The organism is Pseudomonas sessilinigenes (assembly GCF_003850565.1).
GTDB lineage: Bacteria > Pseudomonadota > Gammaproteobacteria > Pseudomonadales > Pseudomonadaceae > Aquipseudomonas > Aquipseudomonas sessilinigenes.
In genome coordinates, this window is the sequence record NZ_CP027706.1 from 5268961 (window position 1) to 5283915 (window position 14955).

General features: G+C 58.5%; 11 protein-coding genes. 1 reads left to right on the forward strand and 10 read right to left on the reverse strand.

The window, feature by feature from the left end; genetic code table 11:
- Positions 1-2: 2 nt before the first annotated feature.
- From gspG to C4K39_RS24525, 10 genes are all read right to left on the reverse strand, one after another.
- Complete coding sequence (gspG, locus tag C4K39_RS24475) at positions 3-425, reverse strand: type II secretion system major pseudopilin GspG (RefSeq protein ID WP_068576964.1); 423 nt, start codon at positions 423-425, stop codon at positions 3-5.
- A gap of 12 nt (positions 426-437) precedes the next feature.
- Positions 438-1649, reverse strand: coding sequence for a type II secretion system inner membrane protein GspF (gene gspF / locus C4K39_RS24480; RefSeq protein ID WP_124347609.1), 1212 nt, complete (start codon positions 1647-1649; stop codon positions 438-440).
- A gap of 2 nt (positions 1650-1651) precedes the next feature.
- Complete coding sequence (gspE, locus tag C4K39_RS24485) at positions 1652-3352, reverse strand: type II secretion system ATPase GspE (RefSeq protein WP_124347610.1); 1701 nt, start codon at positions 3350-3352, stop codon at positions 1652-1654.
- Between the two features lie 73 nt (positions 3353-3425).
- Entirely contained in the window at positions 3426-4022 is a 597-nt protein-coding gene (gene plcR / locus C4K39_RS24490) for a phospholipase C accessory protein PlcR (protein ID WP_164487319.1), read from the reverse strand.
- A 17-nt stretch (positions 4023-4039) separates the two neighbouring features.
- Complete coding sequence (locus C4K39_RS24495) at positions 4040-6229, reverse strand: phosphocholine-specific phospholipase C (protein WP_124347612.1); 2190 nt, start codon at positions 6227-6229, stop codon at positions 4040-4042.
- Between the two features lie 415 nt (positions 6230-6644).
- The gene (plcR, locus tag C4K39_RS24500) at positions 6645-7088 is read right to left on the reverse strand and encodes a phospholipase C accessory protein PlcR (RefSeq protein ID WP_124347613.1); all 444 of its coding nucleotides are present in this window, start codon (positions 7086-7088) and stop codon (positions 6645-6647) included.
- 409 nt (positions 7089-7497) lie between these two features.
- A complete protein-coding gene (locus C4K39_RS24505) occupies positions 7498-9504 on the reverse strand; it encodes a neutral/alkaline ceramidase (RefSeq protein ID WP_124347614.1) in 2007 nt (668 codons plus the stop codon).
- 474 nt (positions 9505-9978) lie between these two features.
- Positions 9979-10173 (reverse strand): hypothetical protein, encoded by a 195-nt coding sequence (locus tag C4K39_RS24515; protein ID WP_068588115.1) that lies wholly within the window; start codon positions 10171-10173, stop codon positions 9979-9981.
- Positions 10170-11609 carry an efflux transporter outer membrane subunit gene (locus C4K39_RS24520; protein ID WP_124347615.1) on the reverse strand — a complete coding sequence of 480 codons (1440 nt, stop codon included), beginning with the start codon at positions 11607-11609 and terminating at the stop codon, positions 10170-10172. The genes C4K39_RS24515 and C4K39_RS24520 overlap by 4 nt, the downstream gene beginning before the upstream one ends.
- Before the next feature lie 62 nt (positions 11610-11671).
- The gene (locus C4K39_RS24525; RefSeq protein WP_124347616.1) at positions 11672-12487 is read right to left on the reverse strand and encodes a helix-turn-helix transcriptional regulator; all 816 of its coding nucleotides are present in this window, start codon (positions 12485-12487) and stop codon (positions 11672-11674) included.
- A gap of 309 nt (positions 12488-12796) precedes the next feature.
- On the opposite strand from C4K39_RS24525, the gene C4K39_RS24530 reads away from it, so the two are divergent.
- Positions 12797-14494 carry a cyclic peptide export ABC transporter gene (locus C4K39_RS24530; RefSeq protein WP_068588121.1) on the forward strand — a complete coding sequence of 566 codons (1698 nt, stop codon included), beginning with the start codon at positions 12797-12799 and terminating at the stop codon, positions 14492-14494.
- Positions 14495-14955 lie beyond the last annotated feature (461 nt).

Consider the following 14955-nt stretch of genomic DNA (forward strand, 5'->3'; position numbering starts at 1 on the left):
GGCTATTCCCAACTGCCCAGGTCCTTGTTGTAGCCGTCGCCGCCGGGCTGGCCATCCTGACCGTAAAAAATCAGGTCGAACGAACCGTGCTGGCCGGGTGTGCGATAGCCGAATGCATGGCCGAACGGGTCCTTCAGATCACTGGCCTTGGCGTACGGACCGTTCCAACTGGACGCATTGGCGGGGCGGGCAAGCAGCGCATCGAGGGTGGGCGGCGGTGACCCGGCGTCCAGCGCATAGCTTTCGATTTTCATCGACAGGCTGGCCAGTTGCGCCTTGCCGGCACCGTACTTGCCCTTGTCGACATTGCCACCGACCTGGCGAACGACGATGGTCGCGACAATGCCGAGCAAGACAATGACCGCCAGCATCTCCAGCAAGGTGAAGCCGCGTTGGCGCTTGGGCAGTGAACGAGTGGTTTTCATTAACGTCTCCGGTCAAAGGTTACTGGTCAGGCTCATCAGCGGCAGCATGATGGCCAGCATGATCACCGCCACCAACGCCGCCATGACCACGGTCAGGCTGGGGACCAGCGCGGCCAACAATCGGTCGATGCTGCGCTTGGCCTCTTCATCGAAAATGCTCGCCACTTTCAACAACATGCCATCGAGTGTCCCGGACTCTTCACCCACTTCGATCATCTGGATCGCGAGGTCAGGCAACCGTTGTTCCGCCTCCAATGCCGTCGACAGCCGCTGGCCGTCCTTGACCTTGACCGTGGCGTTTGCCACGGCGGCGTTCATCGCCAGGTTATTGGCGACTTGCCGGCTGATGTCCAGGGCATTGATCAGGGGTACGCCTTGGGCCAGCAAGGTGCCCAGGGTCCGGGCGAACCGTGCGGTTTCCAGGCGTTTCAACAAGCCGCCGGCCAGGGGTGACCGCAGCAGGTATCGATGCCATTTCAAGCGGTTCCCGGGCCGGCCCATGTAGCTCAGCGCTGTCCAAGCCAGCCCGAGAAGCAGCGCCAATGCATGCAGGCCATAGCTGGAAATAAACTGCCCGAGGTCGAGGATCAGCTGGGTCAGCAGCGGAACAGGCACACCCAGGCCGTCGAAAATCGGCACGAACTGTGGGACCACATAGGCCAGCAGCAACACCAGCGAGCCGAGCACTCCTACCACCAGGAAGGCCGGGTAAATCAAGGCGTTGATGACTTCGGTGCGAATGGCCTGCGTCCGCTCCAGGTAGCTCGCCAGTTGCCCGAGGCTTTGATCCAGCACCCCGGCGGCTTCGCCGGCGTGAACCAGGCTCAAGTACAGCGGGGTAAAGGACGGCTGTTCGACGGCCATGGCTGCTGACAGCGTCTGCCCGGCCTTGATCCGGTCGCGAATGCGCTCGATCAATTGCCGAGCCGCGGGTTTGCCGGGTTGCCGAATCAGGATACCCAGCGCCCGTTCCAGCGGCTGATCAGCCCCGAGCAACGTCGCGAGCTGCTGGGTAAAACGGCTGAGCTCCTCACGACTGAAAGGGGAGGAGCGCAACCAGGAGGGGCGAGACAAACCCGTAGCGCCGCTGGCACGTTGCACCCGCAGGACCAGCAGGCCACGCTCTTGTAACTGGCTCGCGGCGGCCTGCAGGTCGCTGGCCTCAAGATGGCCGTTCACGGTGTTGTGGTCGGCATCCAGTGCCTTGTATTGATACTGTTCCATGGTCAGTCATTGCGCGTGATGCGCAATACCTCTTCCAGTGAGGTGATACCCGCCAGGGCCTGGCGCAGGCCTTCCTCATGCAAAGTGCGCAAACCAGCAGCGCGAGCGGCCTGTTCCAAGGTAGCAGCGTCGGCGTGACGCATCAGCAGCGAGCGGATTTGCTCATTCATCACCAACAACTCGGTGACGGCACTGCGTCCGCTGTAACCGGTTCCCGGAGCGTCGGCCCTGGGGCGGTACAGCCGGATCGGACGCTCATCGGTGTAGCGATCCAGCTGGTGCTCGGCGATTAGTTGCGCAGGCGCCTCAAAGGCTTCGCGCCATTGCGGGTCCAGCCGTCGCACCAGGCGCTGAGCGAGGATCCCGCTGACGGTCGAGGCGATCAGGTAGCTCTCCACGCCCATGTCCAGCAAGCGGGTAATACTGGCGGCGGCGCTATTGGTGTGCAGGGTCGACAACACCAGATGGCCGGTCAATGACGACTGGATGGCGATCCGACAGGTTTCCAGATCGCGTATTTCACCGATCATGATCACGTCCGGGTCCTGGCGGACAATCGAGCGCAACGCCCCGGCGAAGTCCAGGCCGATGGCCGGCTTGACCTGAATCTGATTGATCCCGGCCAATTGGTATTCGACAGGATCCTCGACGGTGATGATCTTCCGTTCGCTGGTATTGAGTCGGGTCAGTGCGGTGTACAGGGTGGTGGTCTTGCCCGAGCCGGTGGGGCCGGTCACCAGCAGAATGCCATGGGGGCGCTCGAGCAAGTCGAGGAGTTGCTGGAGGCGCTGGCCATCGAAGCCCAGGCTGGGAAAGTCGAAGGTCACCTTGTCCCGGTCCAGCAGCCGCATGACCACCGATTCGCCGTGCCGGGTCGGCACCGTCGAGACCCGCAGGTCCAGCTCCTTGCCTTGAATCCTCAACATCATGCGCCCGTCCTGGGGCAGGCGTCGTTCGGCAATGTCCAGGTGCGCCATGATCTTGATCCGGGAAATCACCGCCGCCGACGAACTGACCGGAGGCGCCTCGCCTTCCTGCAAGGTTCCATCGATGCGGTAACGCACCTTGAGCTGGTTTTCGAAGGGTTCGATATGAATGTCCGAGACGCCCAGTTCGACCGCTCGTTGCAACAACAGGTTGACGATCCGGATCACCGGGGCTTCGGAAGCCAGGTCCTTGAGGTGTTCGATATCGTCGCTCTTGTCGACGCTCTCGCCGAGGTTTTCGATCAGCGTGCCCATGGCCGAGCGGCCCTGGCCGTAATAACGCTCGATCAATTGCTCAATCTCACTGCGCAGGCCGATCGACAGGCGCGCCGTGAGCTGGCTGGCATATTCCAGAGCCAGGATCGGATAACGCTGGGCCGGGTTGCTCACCAGTATGTGCAGTTGATGGTCGAAGGGCGGCAAAGGCACCACGCCGTAGTGTTTCAGAAACCGTGGCGAGACGTCCGGCAGACCACCTTCCAGCGGCGGCGCGTCGCTGCCATGCAACAAGGGAATGTCCAGCAGGGTCGACCAGGCCGTTGCCAGGTCTTGTTCCGAGAGCCGGCCGAGTCGAATCAGCAACTCGGGCAACTCGTGTTGTTGCGCGTCGGCCTCCAGCTGTCTGGCTTGTGCAACCTCGGCCCCTTTCAAGTGCCCCTGTGTTACCAGCCAATCGATAGCTTGCGTGGTCAGTGTGGGTGAGTCGGCTATGGCCATCAGCGGATTCCGTCGGTGAACAGACCTTGTCACCCCATGGCGACCGTGCGTCGTCACGGGGTGACAAGGTGCCTTAATGGCTCAGCGGCTGCGGGGCACTGCTGCCGAAGATCTCCAGGCGCAGCGCCTTGAGCTTTTCCTCGATGGCGGCGCGTCGTGCCTCGTCGCCATCGACGGTCTTGAGCACTTCGTCAATCGCTTGGTTCGCCGCCTGCTGGTAGGTATCCAGTTGCTGGCGCTGGGCAGGCGAGGGGGGAGCCGGTGGCGTGGCGTGGTCTTTCATGTCCATCCAGATGCTGTAGTTCAGGCTCTCCAGTGACTTGGGGTCGGACTCGATGTTTGGCGTCAGCCGTTCGACCTGGGCATAGGCGCTCTTCAAGTCCTCGCCGTTGCTGACCGAGGTTTTCAGCTCGTTGATCAAGCGCTCGGCGACCTGGCGGCGCTCGGCGGCTGGCAAGGTGCTGGCGGTTTGCGAAAACGCGGCGATTTCCTGCTCCAGCGACGCTGGCGCTTGGCTGTCGGCGGCTGGCGCAGGCACGGCCGGCCTGGTATTGCTCACCGGGCTTGAGGCGACGCTGGGCGCTCGTTCCACCACGGTGTCCGCCGGCTGGCGAAAGAGCACCAGGTAGGCGATCAGCGCTGCACACACCGCTAAAAGAATGGCTTTCATCTTGAAGGTTCCTTTCATCAGGACGGCATGATGTCCAAGAGTGGATCGGTCCGGCTTGGCAAACCGGTTTCAACATGCCCAGCCAGCCTGCGCGAGAAGTTGCTTTCGGTGTTGGTGGCTGTAAGGGTCAGGTCATACCAGCCGGAACTGCTGCGCAGCAACCAGACATCGGTCAGGCTTTCACCCGGCTTGAGCTCATGGGTGTGCACCGTATCGCCCTTGTACGCGGGGTTGGATTTCACCGTCACCGTACAGGCCAGTACCCCGGTATTTTTGATCGTCAGGACAATCTGCATCCCCTGGTAGCTGACTGAAACTTCAGGCCGGGCGAGGGTCTTGGCCAACTGGTTATTGCCGGTAAATTCGCGATAGAAGCCATTCGGTGCACGTACTTCAAAGCCGTAGCGACCGTTCGCGTCGATACGATCCTTCAGGTTTTCGATAACGGTCTGGCCGCGGCTTCTACGGTCTGTTTGTGCATAGATATCGTAGCTGGTCACCGTATAGAACGCCGGGGCACCCCGTTCGTTGGAGTGCACCTGAAAGACCGCAGCCGAACGTGCGTAAGGGTTTTCCGGCAAGACCATGCCGTCGTTTCTCAAGCTCAGCAGCAAGCTGCCATCGCTGGCGGCGACGCTGACCTCGGCATGCAACTCATAGGGCACTGCCAGGGCGTCGCGCTGGCCGGTTTCCTGGCCCGGCAAAGTCTTCGGGTTGGTGTAATAAGGGTAGGAGCGATAGTACTGCTTGTAGTAGGCGTCATCCTGACGGGCTTTGGTTTCAGTCAGGTTGGTCAGGTTGGCGGGAACGCTGCTATCGGTTTTCCCGGTGAAGTCGAAAAGCGAGGTCAAGTCACCGCAAACCGCCCGGCGCCAGGGGGAAATATTGTCCGCGGTAACGCCGAAGCGTTTTTCGAGGAATCTGAGCACAGAGGTGTGATCGAAGACTTCGGCACTGACCTTTCCACCTCGGGACCACGGCGATATCGCCAGTACCGGCACGCGCGGACCCAAGCCAATGGGCAACTGGGTGGCGCTTTCGATTTCGCCTTGGGTGTCGACGGCCGAAATGCCGGTGCCCGGTTTCCATGGCGGTACGGCAGCGGACACATGGTCGAAATAACCGTCGCCTTCATCGTAGTTGATGATGAATACGGTCCTGGCCCAGACCTTGGGGTTGCTGGTCAGGGCTTCGAGAATCTTCGATACGTAGTATTCACCGAAGGAGGGACCCCACCAAGGGTGTTCCGAATAACAGTACGGCGGCACGATCCAAGACACTTGTGGCAAGGTGTTGTTTTGCACGTCTTCGCGCAACTTGGTCACTCCGCGAGCGACCATGGCTCGTTGCCACAAATCGGAGTCGGGTTTTGACTCCTTGAAGCGTTTAAACCAGGCCAGGGCATTGCAGTCGTAATTGTTGTCCTCCTGTATGAGCCACTTCCATTTGAGATCGAGGTAGAGCCACCAGAGTGAAGACGACTGGTAGCCGCCTTCCTGGTAAATACGCCAATTGATATTGGCTTCGCTCAGGCGTTCGGGGTAGGTGGTCCAGTCCACAGAACCACTCACACCGATGGTGCCGTCGCCCATGCTGTTGGTGTATTGGACATTCTTGCCATCGCCGGTAGGCGCGGTGCGGCCGGTCATGTGATACAGGCGATTGGGGTTGGTGGGGCCCATGATCGATTGGTGATAGGCCTCACCCAAGGTAAAGGCGTCTGCCAGGGCATAGTAGTACGGGATGTCATCCCGCTTGAAATGGCCCATGGCGGTGTAGTCCTGGATCGCCGTCCACTGGTCGTTGCGGCCTTCGTTCCAGGTCCCGTGAAACGCCGACCATTCGTGGTTCTGCGAACCCAACCATTGGGCGTGCACGTTCTTGGTGTCGAAGTGATAAGGCAGGTATTCGGTGGTTTTGTAGGTTTGATGCATCACCGACTTGCCATCGGCGCGCTTGATAACCCGAGGGTCGTTGAATCCACGAACGCCATTGAGGTGGCCGAAGTAATGATCAAACGAGCGGTTCTCCTGCATCAGGATGACCACATGGTCGACATCCTTAAGGGTGCCGCTGCGCACATCCGGCTCAATGGCCAGTGCGCGCCGTATGGTTTCGGGAAAAAGTCCGGACATTCCGGCCAGCGCTGCAGCTTGTGCACTGCCTTTCAAAAAAGTACGACGATGAAACTTTGGGGCGTCTGTCATCGATAAGCTTCCTGTAAGGTGCGTTGGGGAAACGCCCTCATAAAAGGTCGACCTTATTGTTCTTTCTTGATGTTTTTATTAAATAGACCGCTATTTTCTCGAAGCTCTAGTCGCAAGTGCCAGGCTATGCTCTGCTGCAAAGTTAAGCCCTGGTATTTCAAATGCGACAGTTACTCATAGTAAAGACGACACCCAGGCAGCTATTCAAGGCATGAAATCCAGCAAAGGATAAGATGCACTTTTATGGGGCATGGTTATTTTTATCGGCCCAATAAGCGCTTTCTTCCAAGAGGCTCCTATCGTTTCTAATCTGAGGGCTGCGCCGCAAATACTACCAGGGCATTAAAGGACAAAAAGCGGACTTTGAAAGACACAGATTTGATTTTTAAATAGTCGACGTCCCACTAGCGGCCCTTTATTGCAGCAGGAACTGAGGTTCTTCCATGCCAAAGATCTGCTTGCGCAGTGCGCTGAGCCTTTCTTCGATAAGGCTGTGCTGTTGCTCTTCGTCTTCAACGCTACCGAGCACCTCATCAATCACCTGTTCGGAGGCTTTCGCGTAGAGGCTGATCTGCTCGCGCTGAGCGGCGCAGGGCAGCGGCGGCGGGGTATGGCTGTCCTTGAGCTCCATCCAGAGCTTGTAGTTCAAGGCCTCCAGGGAATTGGGCTGAGGCTCGATGTACGGCGTCAGTTCCTGAACGTGGGCGTAGGCCTGGTTCAGGTTCGCCCCTTTGGCGACGGCACTTTTTATTTCCTCTATCAAGTTTTCCGCGCGCTGCTTGCGCTCCGCCTCCGGCATCGCGCTGGCCGATTGAGAAAACGTGGTGATGTTGGCGACTAGCACTTTGCTTTCAACCATGGTCGGTTCCCTGAAGAAAAGAGTGCGTGTGTTGTCGAGCTCGAGCCGATTAAGCCCCTGTACTCAGTGGCCGGTAGGGTAGGGTACAAATATTACAAAACAACTCATCAATACTCAGGTTCCTGGGTAGGGCCGGCACTCATTGATAATGACTGCCGGGTCAGAATAACAACGAGTCAAGAGCAGCCAGGTTCAGGTCATGTCCAACGGGGTGAGTGGACAGTTGTTTACAAGTAGGGTGGCGCTATCTTGAGTGGCGATATTAAAGAGAACCATCTTGAAAGCGACGCTTATTGATAGCGAATGCGACGAGAGTATCAAGTGCAGGCCAGGCGACCAGCACTTGATAGTCATCCCTGATGAACAAAAAAACGAACCCTGCCAGAAGTAACGTATTACCAGCCGAGGGTCAATCAGCCACCACTTCAAACTTCCGGGTAGTTCCTGTAAAGGCACTGATAGTGCCCCAGACATTCTTCTGATCACCGCCATGGCTGATGTAGTAGAAGCCGGGTTTGGCATCCTGCGGAATATCCCAGGAAATAGTCGCCTTCGATGCGGAAATACCGACCCGTTCCCAGCGGTATTTGGTTTCCCAGTCGTTGTCGGTCGCCACGCGTATCGCCGGTTTGTCACGGGCGGGGTCGGCTGAGGTGTAGTACACGCTCAGGAAGGTGTCTTCGGTATGCAGGTTGTTCTTCGGGTGTCCGGTGACGAAGGCCACCGTCACGGTTTGTCCCCGGTGGTAGATCTTTTCCGGTTGCTGCAATACATCGCCGAACGAGGTGCCGATATAGGGGGCATCGGTGACGACGCCAGTCTGGAAGTTCAACAAGCAGCAGGACAGGTCAGGTGGCTGGGCGGTACTGGCGACCGGCCGATTGTCACGCATGGCGCTGGCCATGTCGGTGAACAGCTGTTGATAGGCGGCCTGGGTCCAGGGGCCGAAGATCGTCGAACCGCCTTCATATTCCTGGACGCTGTATTCCTCGCGAGTGGTGACGTAACTGGAGTAGGCGTTGGCATAACCATTGAAGATCACATGGTTGATTCCCATGGGTGTGACGATGGCTTGTACTGCCCGGCGAATGCGTACACCGGACATCACCGTAAACTCGGCCGGTGCACCCAACACGGCGAGTTGGCCGATGCGGAACATCTGGATCGGCAGCACATTGGGGGTCCAGGGAAAGGGTTTTTTGTTGCCGGTATCGGCCAGTATCTGTTTTTCAGCCTGGCACTTCTTCAGCTCTTTGGACGGCACACCAGTGAGCAAGCCGCCGAGGAAAGACAGCAGCGGATTATTGCTTTCACTGATGCCCAGTGGGCCAGGGCCATCCTCCGTACTGCCGGCCGCCAGGCTACTGCCCAAGGCGGCAATACACAGCGTCTTCGGTGTGCCATCGGTGTAGTCAGGGCGTACGGTCAGGCCGTGGAAGTCGACAAACTGAAAGCGGTTGTCGAGCCTCCCGGTCACTTCCTCGGTCGGCCCGGTGGCCAGTTCATAGGCTTTGTTGAACTGCCTCAAACCGATTTCCTTGGTGTTGGCGAATTCGTTCTCGGTCGGCCCGGAGCCTGGGCGCAAGTTCAAGTTGGGCGACAGATTGCCGGCATTGGTCTGGGCAAAGGCGGCGATAAACCCCGGTTTCTTGCTGATGTCGTGTTCCCAGTGGTAAGACGCATAGCCTTTGTTATCAGAAGAAATCAGATGATTGTTATTGGTCATGGACGTGGCGTGCACAGGGAACCAACTGATGACTCCGGCCATCTCGCCCTGTTGGTCGACGAACTTCAATACCGTCATTTCCGGGTCGATACCATCTAGGTAGCCGGCAATATCCGGATTGCGCTGGTGGGAGAGCAGCGACCTGTTCTTGCTGGCATTGGTGAGATCACCCTTGGCATAAAACAATCGGCCAGGCTGCATGTGTTGATGGGCCTGATCAATTGAGCGCACGATGCCATCGACAATCACGTTAAAGGTCTTTTCCTGAAAGCCCAGTATCGACAAGTCGTAGATCGTGTAATGGGAAAAGCCACCGGGACCTGAGTGAGTGTGAGTGGCCGCCAGCATCACATTGTTTTCGTTATAGATCCCAGGGTATTTCTTCTCCAACTTGCGCAACACACTTTGCTGCACCGCTTGGAAAATCATGCCCAGGTCGGTGTTGACGTACACCAGCCGCTTGCCCGTGGCCGCATCTTCAATGATGAACGCCCTCGACCATTGCCGCGTATGAATTCCACCGGTCTTCTGGTCGGTGGAGGAGTACCCCATCATCCCGACTTCCGCTGCTTCGCCGGTAATATCGGCTTTGCCCAAGCCGAATCGATAAGGTTGTTCGCCAGCAAAGCCGGTTGAACATAACAAGCAGGTGATGACAACGAGAACAGAACGATACAGTCGGATACTCATTTGAATCTCCCTGTGTATTGTTTTTGTGTGCGAAAGATAACCCAGCGTTACCAGGCTCATTGGAAGCGAGCCTGCACTGAAGACCGAGCCGCTGATCAGGGGCTGGTAGAAACTAGAACAGTCCGGTTCATAGGGATGGGGTATTTACGGACACAAACGGGACTCTCAGGGCCAGCTGTAGCGTTATAAGGAATCGGCCACGCTTGAGGCGGCCCAAACGGATATTGCGCACCCGGGCGAATCAGTGCGCGAGCGATCTGGTGTTGAAGTCAGGCTTCGGTAACCAGAGCCACAAACGCAGCAGCCTGTTCATCGGCTATTTGGATGGGTGCTGCAATGCTGTGCCTGGCGGTGCTGGTGCGGGCGGTCTGGGGGAGGGCAAGGCGCTGGAACAGGTGGCCAGGCCGTTGTCGCAAGCGAGCGACTGAGCCGGTCAGCATAAAAAAACCACCTCGGCTGTGTGCCGGGGTGGCTTTACTGTTGAGGGTCGCTCGCCAGCTTCAGGTTGGTGGCGATGTAAAACCCCTGCACCGTGCGTTTTTTCTCTTCGTGCTCACACAGCACCAGTGTGGAGTGCGGCAATGGCGTCGCCTCCGGTGGCGGTTTGACCAGCATCCTTTTGCCCCCCGAGCGCAGGCGCACATATTGCCCGGGCTCGAAGGTACTCATGGCCGCGTCTCGGCAGCGGCCAGTTGGGTCGGTTCCCCCCATGCGCCGCCGAGGGCGGTGTACAGGTTGACTTCGGCGATCAACTGCGCCAAACGGTCGGTAATCAGCCCCTGCTGTGACGAAAACAACGAGCGCTGCGCGTCGAGGAACACCAGGTTGCTGTCCAGGCCCAGGCGGTAGCGGCGTTGAGCTAAGTTGTAATAGGTCTGGTCGGCCTGCACCAGGTCGCGTTGGGCGTTCAGTTGGTCGTCGTAAGTCTGGCGTGCCGCCAGGCCGCTGGACACTTCCTGGAAAGCGGTCTGGATAGCCTTCTCGTACTGGGCCACGCCAATGTCTTTTTGCAGCTTGGCGTAGTCGAGACTGGCGCGCAGGCTGCCGGCGTTGAAGATGGGCAGGTTGATCTGCGGCTGGAATGTCCAGCTGCCGGAACCACCCTTGAACAGGCTCGACAGTTGCGAGCTGGACGCGCCGGCGTTGGCGGTCAGGCTGACACTGGGAAAGAACGCTGCGCGGGCCGCACCAATATTGGCATTGGCGGATTTGAGCTGGTATTCGGCTTGCAGAATGTCGGGGCGGCGCTGCAGCAGGTCCGACGGCAGGCCGGCGGGTACCCGGGCGATCAGGTTGCTCGACAGCGGCAGGCTCGGCAGGGATTCCGGCAGTGCGGTGCCAACCAGCAACGTCAGGCTATCGCGGTCCTGGGCCACTTGTCGCTCATAGCGCGCGAGGTTGGCGCGGGCGTTCTCGACACTGGTTTGCGCCTGGGCGGCATCCAGCGACGACGCTGTACCCACCTGCAGGCTGCGTGTCGTCAAACGCAGGCTTTCCTCATAAGAGGCGAGGGTCTGGCGTGTCAGCGCGAGTAATTCCTGATCGGCACGCCAGGTCAGGTAAGCATTGGCCACGCTGGCCACCAGGCTCAATTCGGCACTGCGCTGCGCTTGCTCGGTGGCCAGGTACGCCTGCATCGCCTGCTCGCTGAGGCTGCGAATGCGACCAAAGAAATCCAGCTCATAGGAACTGATGCCCAGGGTCGCGGAATACGTCGAAGTGATCGCCGCCTTACCGGTCTTCGTGATACTGGCCGGTACCCGCTGGCGGGTGCCGCCTGCCGTCGCCGAGACCGCCGGGAACAGGTCAGCGCGCTGGATCTGGTACTGGGCGCGGTACGCCTCGACATTCAGCGCCGCCACACGCAGGTCGCGGTTTTCGGTGAGGGCGGTCTGGATCAACTGCCGCAAGGCGGGGTCATGGAACAATGTGCGCCAGCCCTGGCGGGCAACCTCTTCGCTGACGGTACCTGCAGCGGCGGCATAGGCCGGGCCTTGCGGGTATTGCGTGGTCACCGGAGCTGCCGGTTGCTGGTAGTCAGGGATCAGTGAGCACCCGCTCAGTACCACTGCAACCGCCACCGCAGAGAAAGCAAACTTGTTCATTGGCCAGCCTCATGTGAAGGGGAACACGGGTTGCAGCGCAGCAACCCGCCTCTTGAATGTCGTCAGGCGCCGACCGCCCACTTGGTCAATCCATGTCGGCCGCTGACCCCAAGCTTTGCTGTTGCACGCTTGAGATAGGTTTCGATAGAGCTGTTCTTGAGACGTAGTTTCTCGGCTATTTCCGGCACGGTTCCGCCGTTGAGCAAGCCGAGGCAAACTTCCTGTTCGCGGGTTGAGAGCGTGATATCGCACAGCGACAGACGCTTTTGAAACTCACGATGAATGTGCGACGGTTCGGTTTCGCTGAGCGGGATCGCCATCCAGCTGCCAATTTTGCGCAGCGCACTTTGGCGGTTGAACTGGGCATAGCTTTCAATCAATGGCAGCAAGGCTTCGGAGAGGTTTTTCAGACGCGACAATTCGCTCAAGGAAAAATCCTTCTGCGCCTGGGACCGATACAGCATCACCACGCAGCGCCGGCTGCCATCGCGCGATACCAGTGTGCATTCGTGCGCCGCAACGCGTGGCACCTTGCCCGCGGCCCCTTTGGTTCGCGTATTCAGGCGAATCAGCAACGAGCCCTCCATCTCCTGCACTTCCTTGAGCAGGGGAGGGTTGGCGTTGGCGCCGTTCGCTTCTTGTACGGGGATGTCGGCAGGGTCGCCGGCGGTGCCCAGAGGCTTGATATCGACCAGGCTGCTGTTTGACTCGTCCAGGGTCCACTCGCTGAGTGTCAACGCCGTGACCGGCAGGAACTTGTCGATCAGCTTGAGCATATTGAGTGCGAAGTGATCCTGGTCGGTACTGGAAACCAGTTCTCCGAGTACGAAATAGAAGTGTGGGCTGTCCGCATTTTGAATGCTGCTCGTCATTTCCATAGTCCAATCATCCTTGGTAGCGAAGAGGTGGGTGAGCGATCAGAACAGCCATCTTCACTACTGAAGGGTCCGGCTCGGGACCGTATTAGGCCCATTCATGCTGCGCCGGTCTGCAATGGAAAGCTGGGACATTCGGAGGGCCGTCCGCCTCGGCGGTGTGTTTTGTCTCGGTCCATGTTTTGTACAGGCTTTCGGGGACATCCGAATTTGCGCCAATCCGTACACTTGGCGGCGCCGGCAACAGGGCCGGTAGCAGCGGCTTGTGTGGCAGGCCATGCCCGGTCTTGCGTGTATTTGAGGAGTTGGTCCATGAACAAAGAGCATGAAAAGCCGCCCAAGCCGGGCTCGGTCTTGCGCCTGCTTTGGCAAAATCATCCCTGGCTGGCGTTCTTTTCCCTGGTCACCGGCATCGTCAGTGGGGTGGCGGCGATCGCGGTGGTTAACGTGGTCAACCAGGCTATCTACGAGCAGGGGTCGCGCTTGCACCTGCTGTACTGGTTTATTGGCTTGAGCGTGGTGGCGCTGGCGTTTCGTAACGGCGCGACCTTGTTTCCCGCTTACGCCAACATGAAGCTGATGACGCGCCTGCGCATCGCGCTGTGTCAGAAAATCCTCTCCTCACCCCTTGAGGAAGTCGATCGGCGTGGCCCACCCAATGTGCTGACACTGTTGACCACTGACATTCCGCAACTCAACGCCACCTTGTTGGTGATGCCGGTGATGCTGGTGGAATCCACGGTATTCATGTTCGGCCTGGCCTACCTGGCCTACCTGTCATGGACGGTGTTTGCGTTGACGCTGGCGCTATTGGTGCTGGGCGCGGTGTTGTATGTGTTTCTGTTCCTTGGTGGGGTGAAGTTCACTGGCCGTGTGCGTGATGAGTTCACGGCCTTCAACGAGCATACCCACGGTCTGGTCTTTGGCCTCAAGGAACTCAAGCTCAACGGCATCCGTCGGCGCTGGTTTGGCCGTTCGGCGATCAAGGAATCGTCGACGCGGGTAGCGCGTTTCAACTTCATCGAACACCTGTGGTACCTGGGTGCGGAAAACATGGGGCTGGTCACTCAGTCCCTGCTGATTGGCAGCCTGGTGTTTGCCTTGCCGCTGCTGACCAGCACCGACAGCCAGGTGCTGACCGCCAGCGTCCTGACCGTGATGTACATCCTCGGGCCGCTGGGCCTTTTGATCAGCACCATGCCGGTGGTCGCGCAGGGCCGGATTGCGATCACCCGCCTGGCCGATTTCGGCTTCCTGATCAATGAGCACCATGCCGAGCAAGGCGAACCGGAAACCAGCAATGTCCTGCGCCTTGAACACAAAAAGCACTGGCAGGAAATCACCCTCAAAGGCGTGGTGATGAACTACCGCGGTGCCGAGGCCGAGAGCGGCTTTGCCCTCGGGCCGGTCGACCTGACCATCAACCGCGGTGAGTTGATCTACATCATCGGTGGCAATGGCTGCGGCAAAAGCACCCTGGTCAAGGCCTTGTGCGGGCTGTACGTGCCTCAGTCCGGGCAGATCCTGCTGGATGGCGTTGCCGTCAATGATGACAACCGCAGCGACTACCGCGACCTGTTTTCCGCAGTGTTCAGCGACTTTCATCTGTTCAACCGGTTGATTGGCCCGGAAGGCGAAGAGGTCAACCCGGACCTGGCGCAAAAGTACCTCGGCGCGCTGGGGCTGGCCGACAAGATCAAGATCGAAGGGCTGGGTTATTCCACGACCAAAGAGCTGTCCTACGGCCAACAAAAACGCCTGGCCCTGGTGTGTGCCTACATGGAAGACCGCCCGGTGTATGTGCTTGACGAGTGGGCGGCAGACCAGGATCCACCCTTCAAACGCTTCTTCTATGAGGAGTTGCTGCCGGAACTCAAACGCCGCGGTAAGACCATTCTGATCATCACTCATGATGATCAATACTTCCAGTTGGCCGATCGAGTGATCAAGCTGCTGGATGGCCATATCGTCTCCGATGTAAGCCTCATCGCCCAGGATCGCCGCGCCTGATTCCAGGCGTTGCCGCAGGCCGTCCATTTGCACGACGCCCGTAGCCTTCAAGGCTATCGGCCTCGTGCTTTTTTTGTATTTAAAAAATCATATTTATCAAATAGATAGAGCGGATTTTAAAAAATAATTCAATGTCCGCCGATTGTCCGGGTTTGGGGTGACATACAGCCAAAAAACCGAGTGCTTAAATTTGCCAATGCGCTCATCAGGTCGTGCTGTGGGTGGCTGTTTCAGCCGCGTGAAGCTCTGCTGGCCAGCCCACCCTTGCTGATGTTTTGAGTTGGCGTTTTTAACAATTTTTTCGCCTCAACTTCCCTCGCTGCTGCGCTGTGACCCAGGTGGCACTGACAAAACTCTGAGAAGGCTTTTATGAAACGTTTTTCTGCAGTGGCCATGGGCGACCTTGTCGCGAAAAAACTCCTTTCCAAACTCGTTTTTGCCGCTGTGGCGCAGGTGATCGT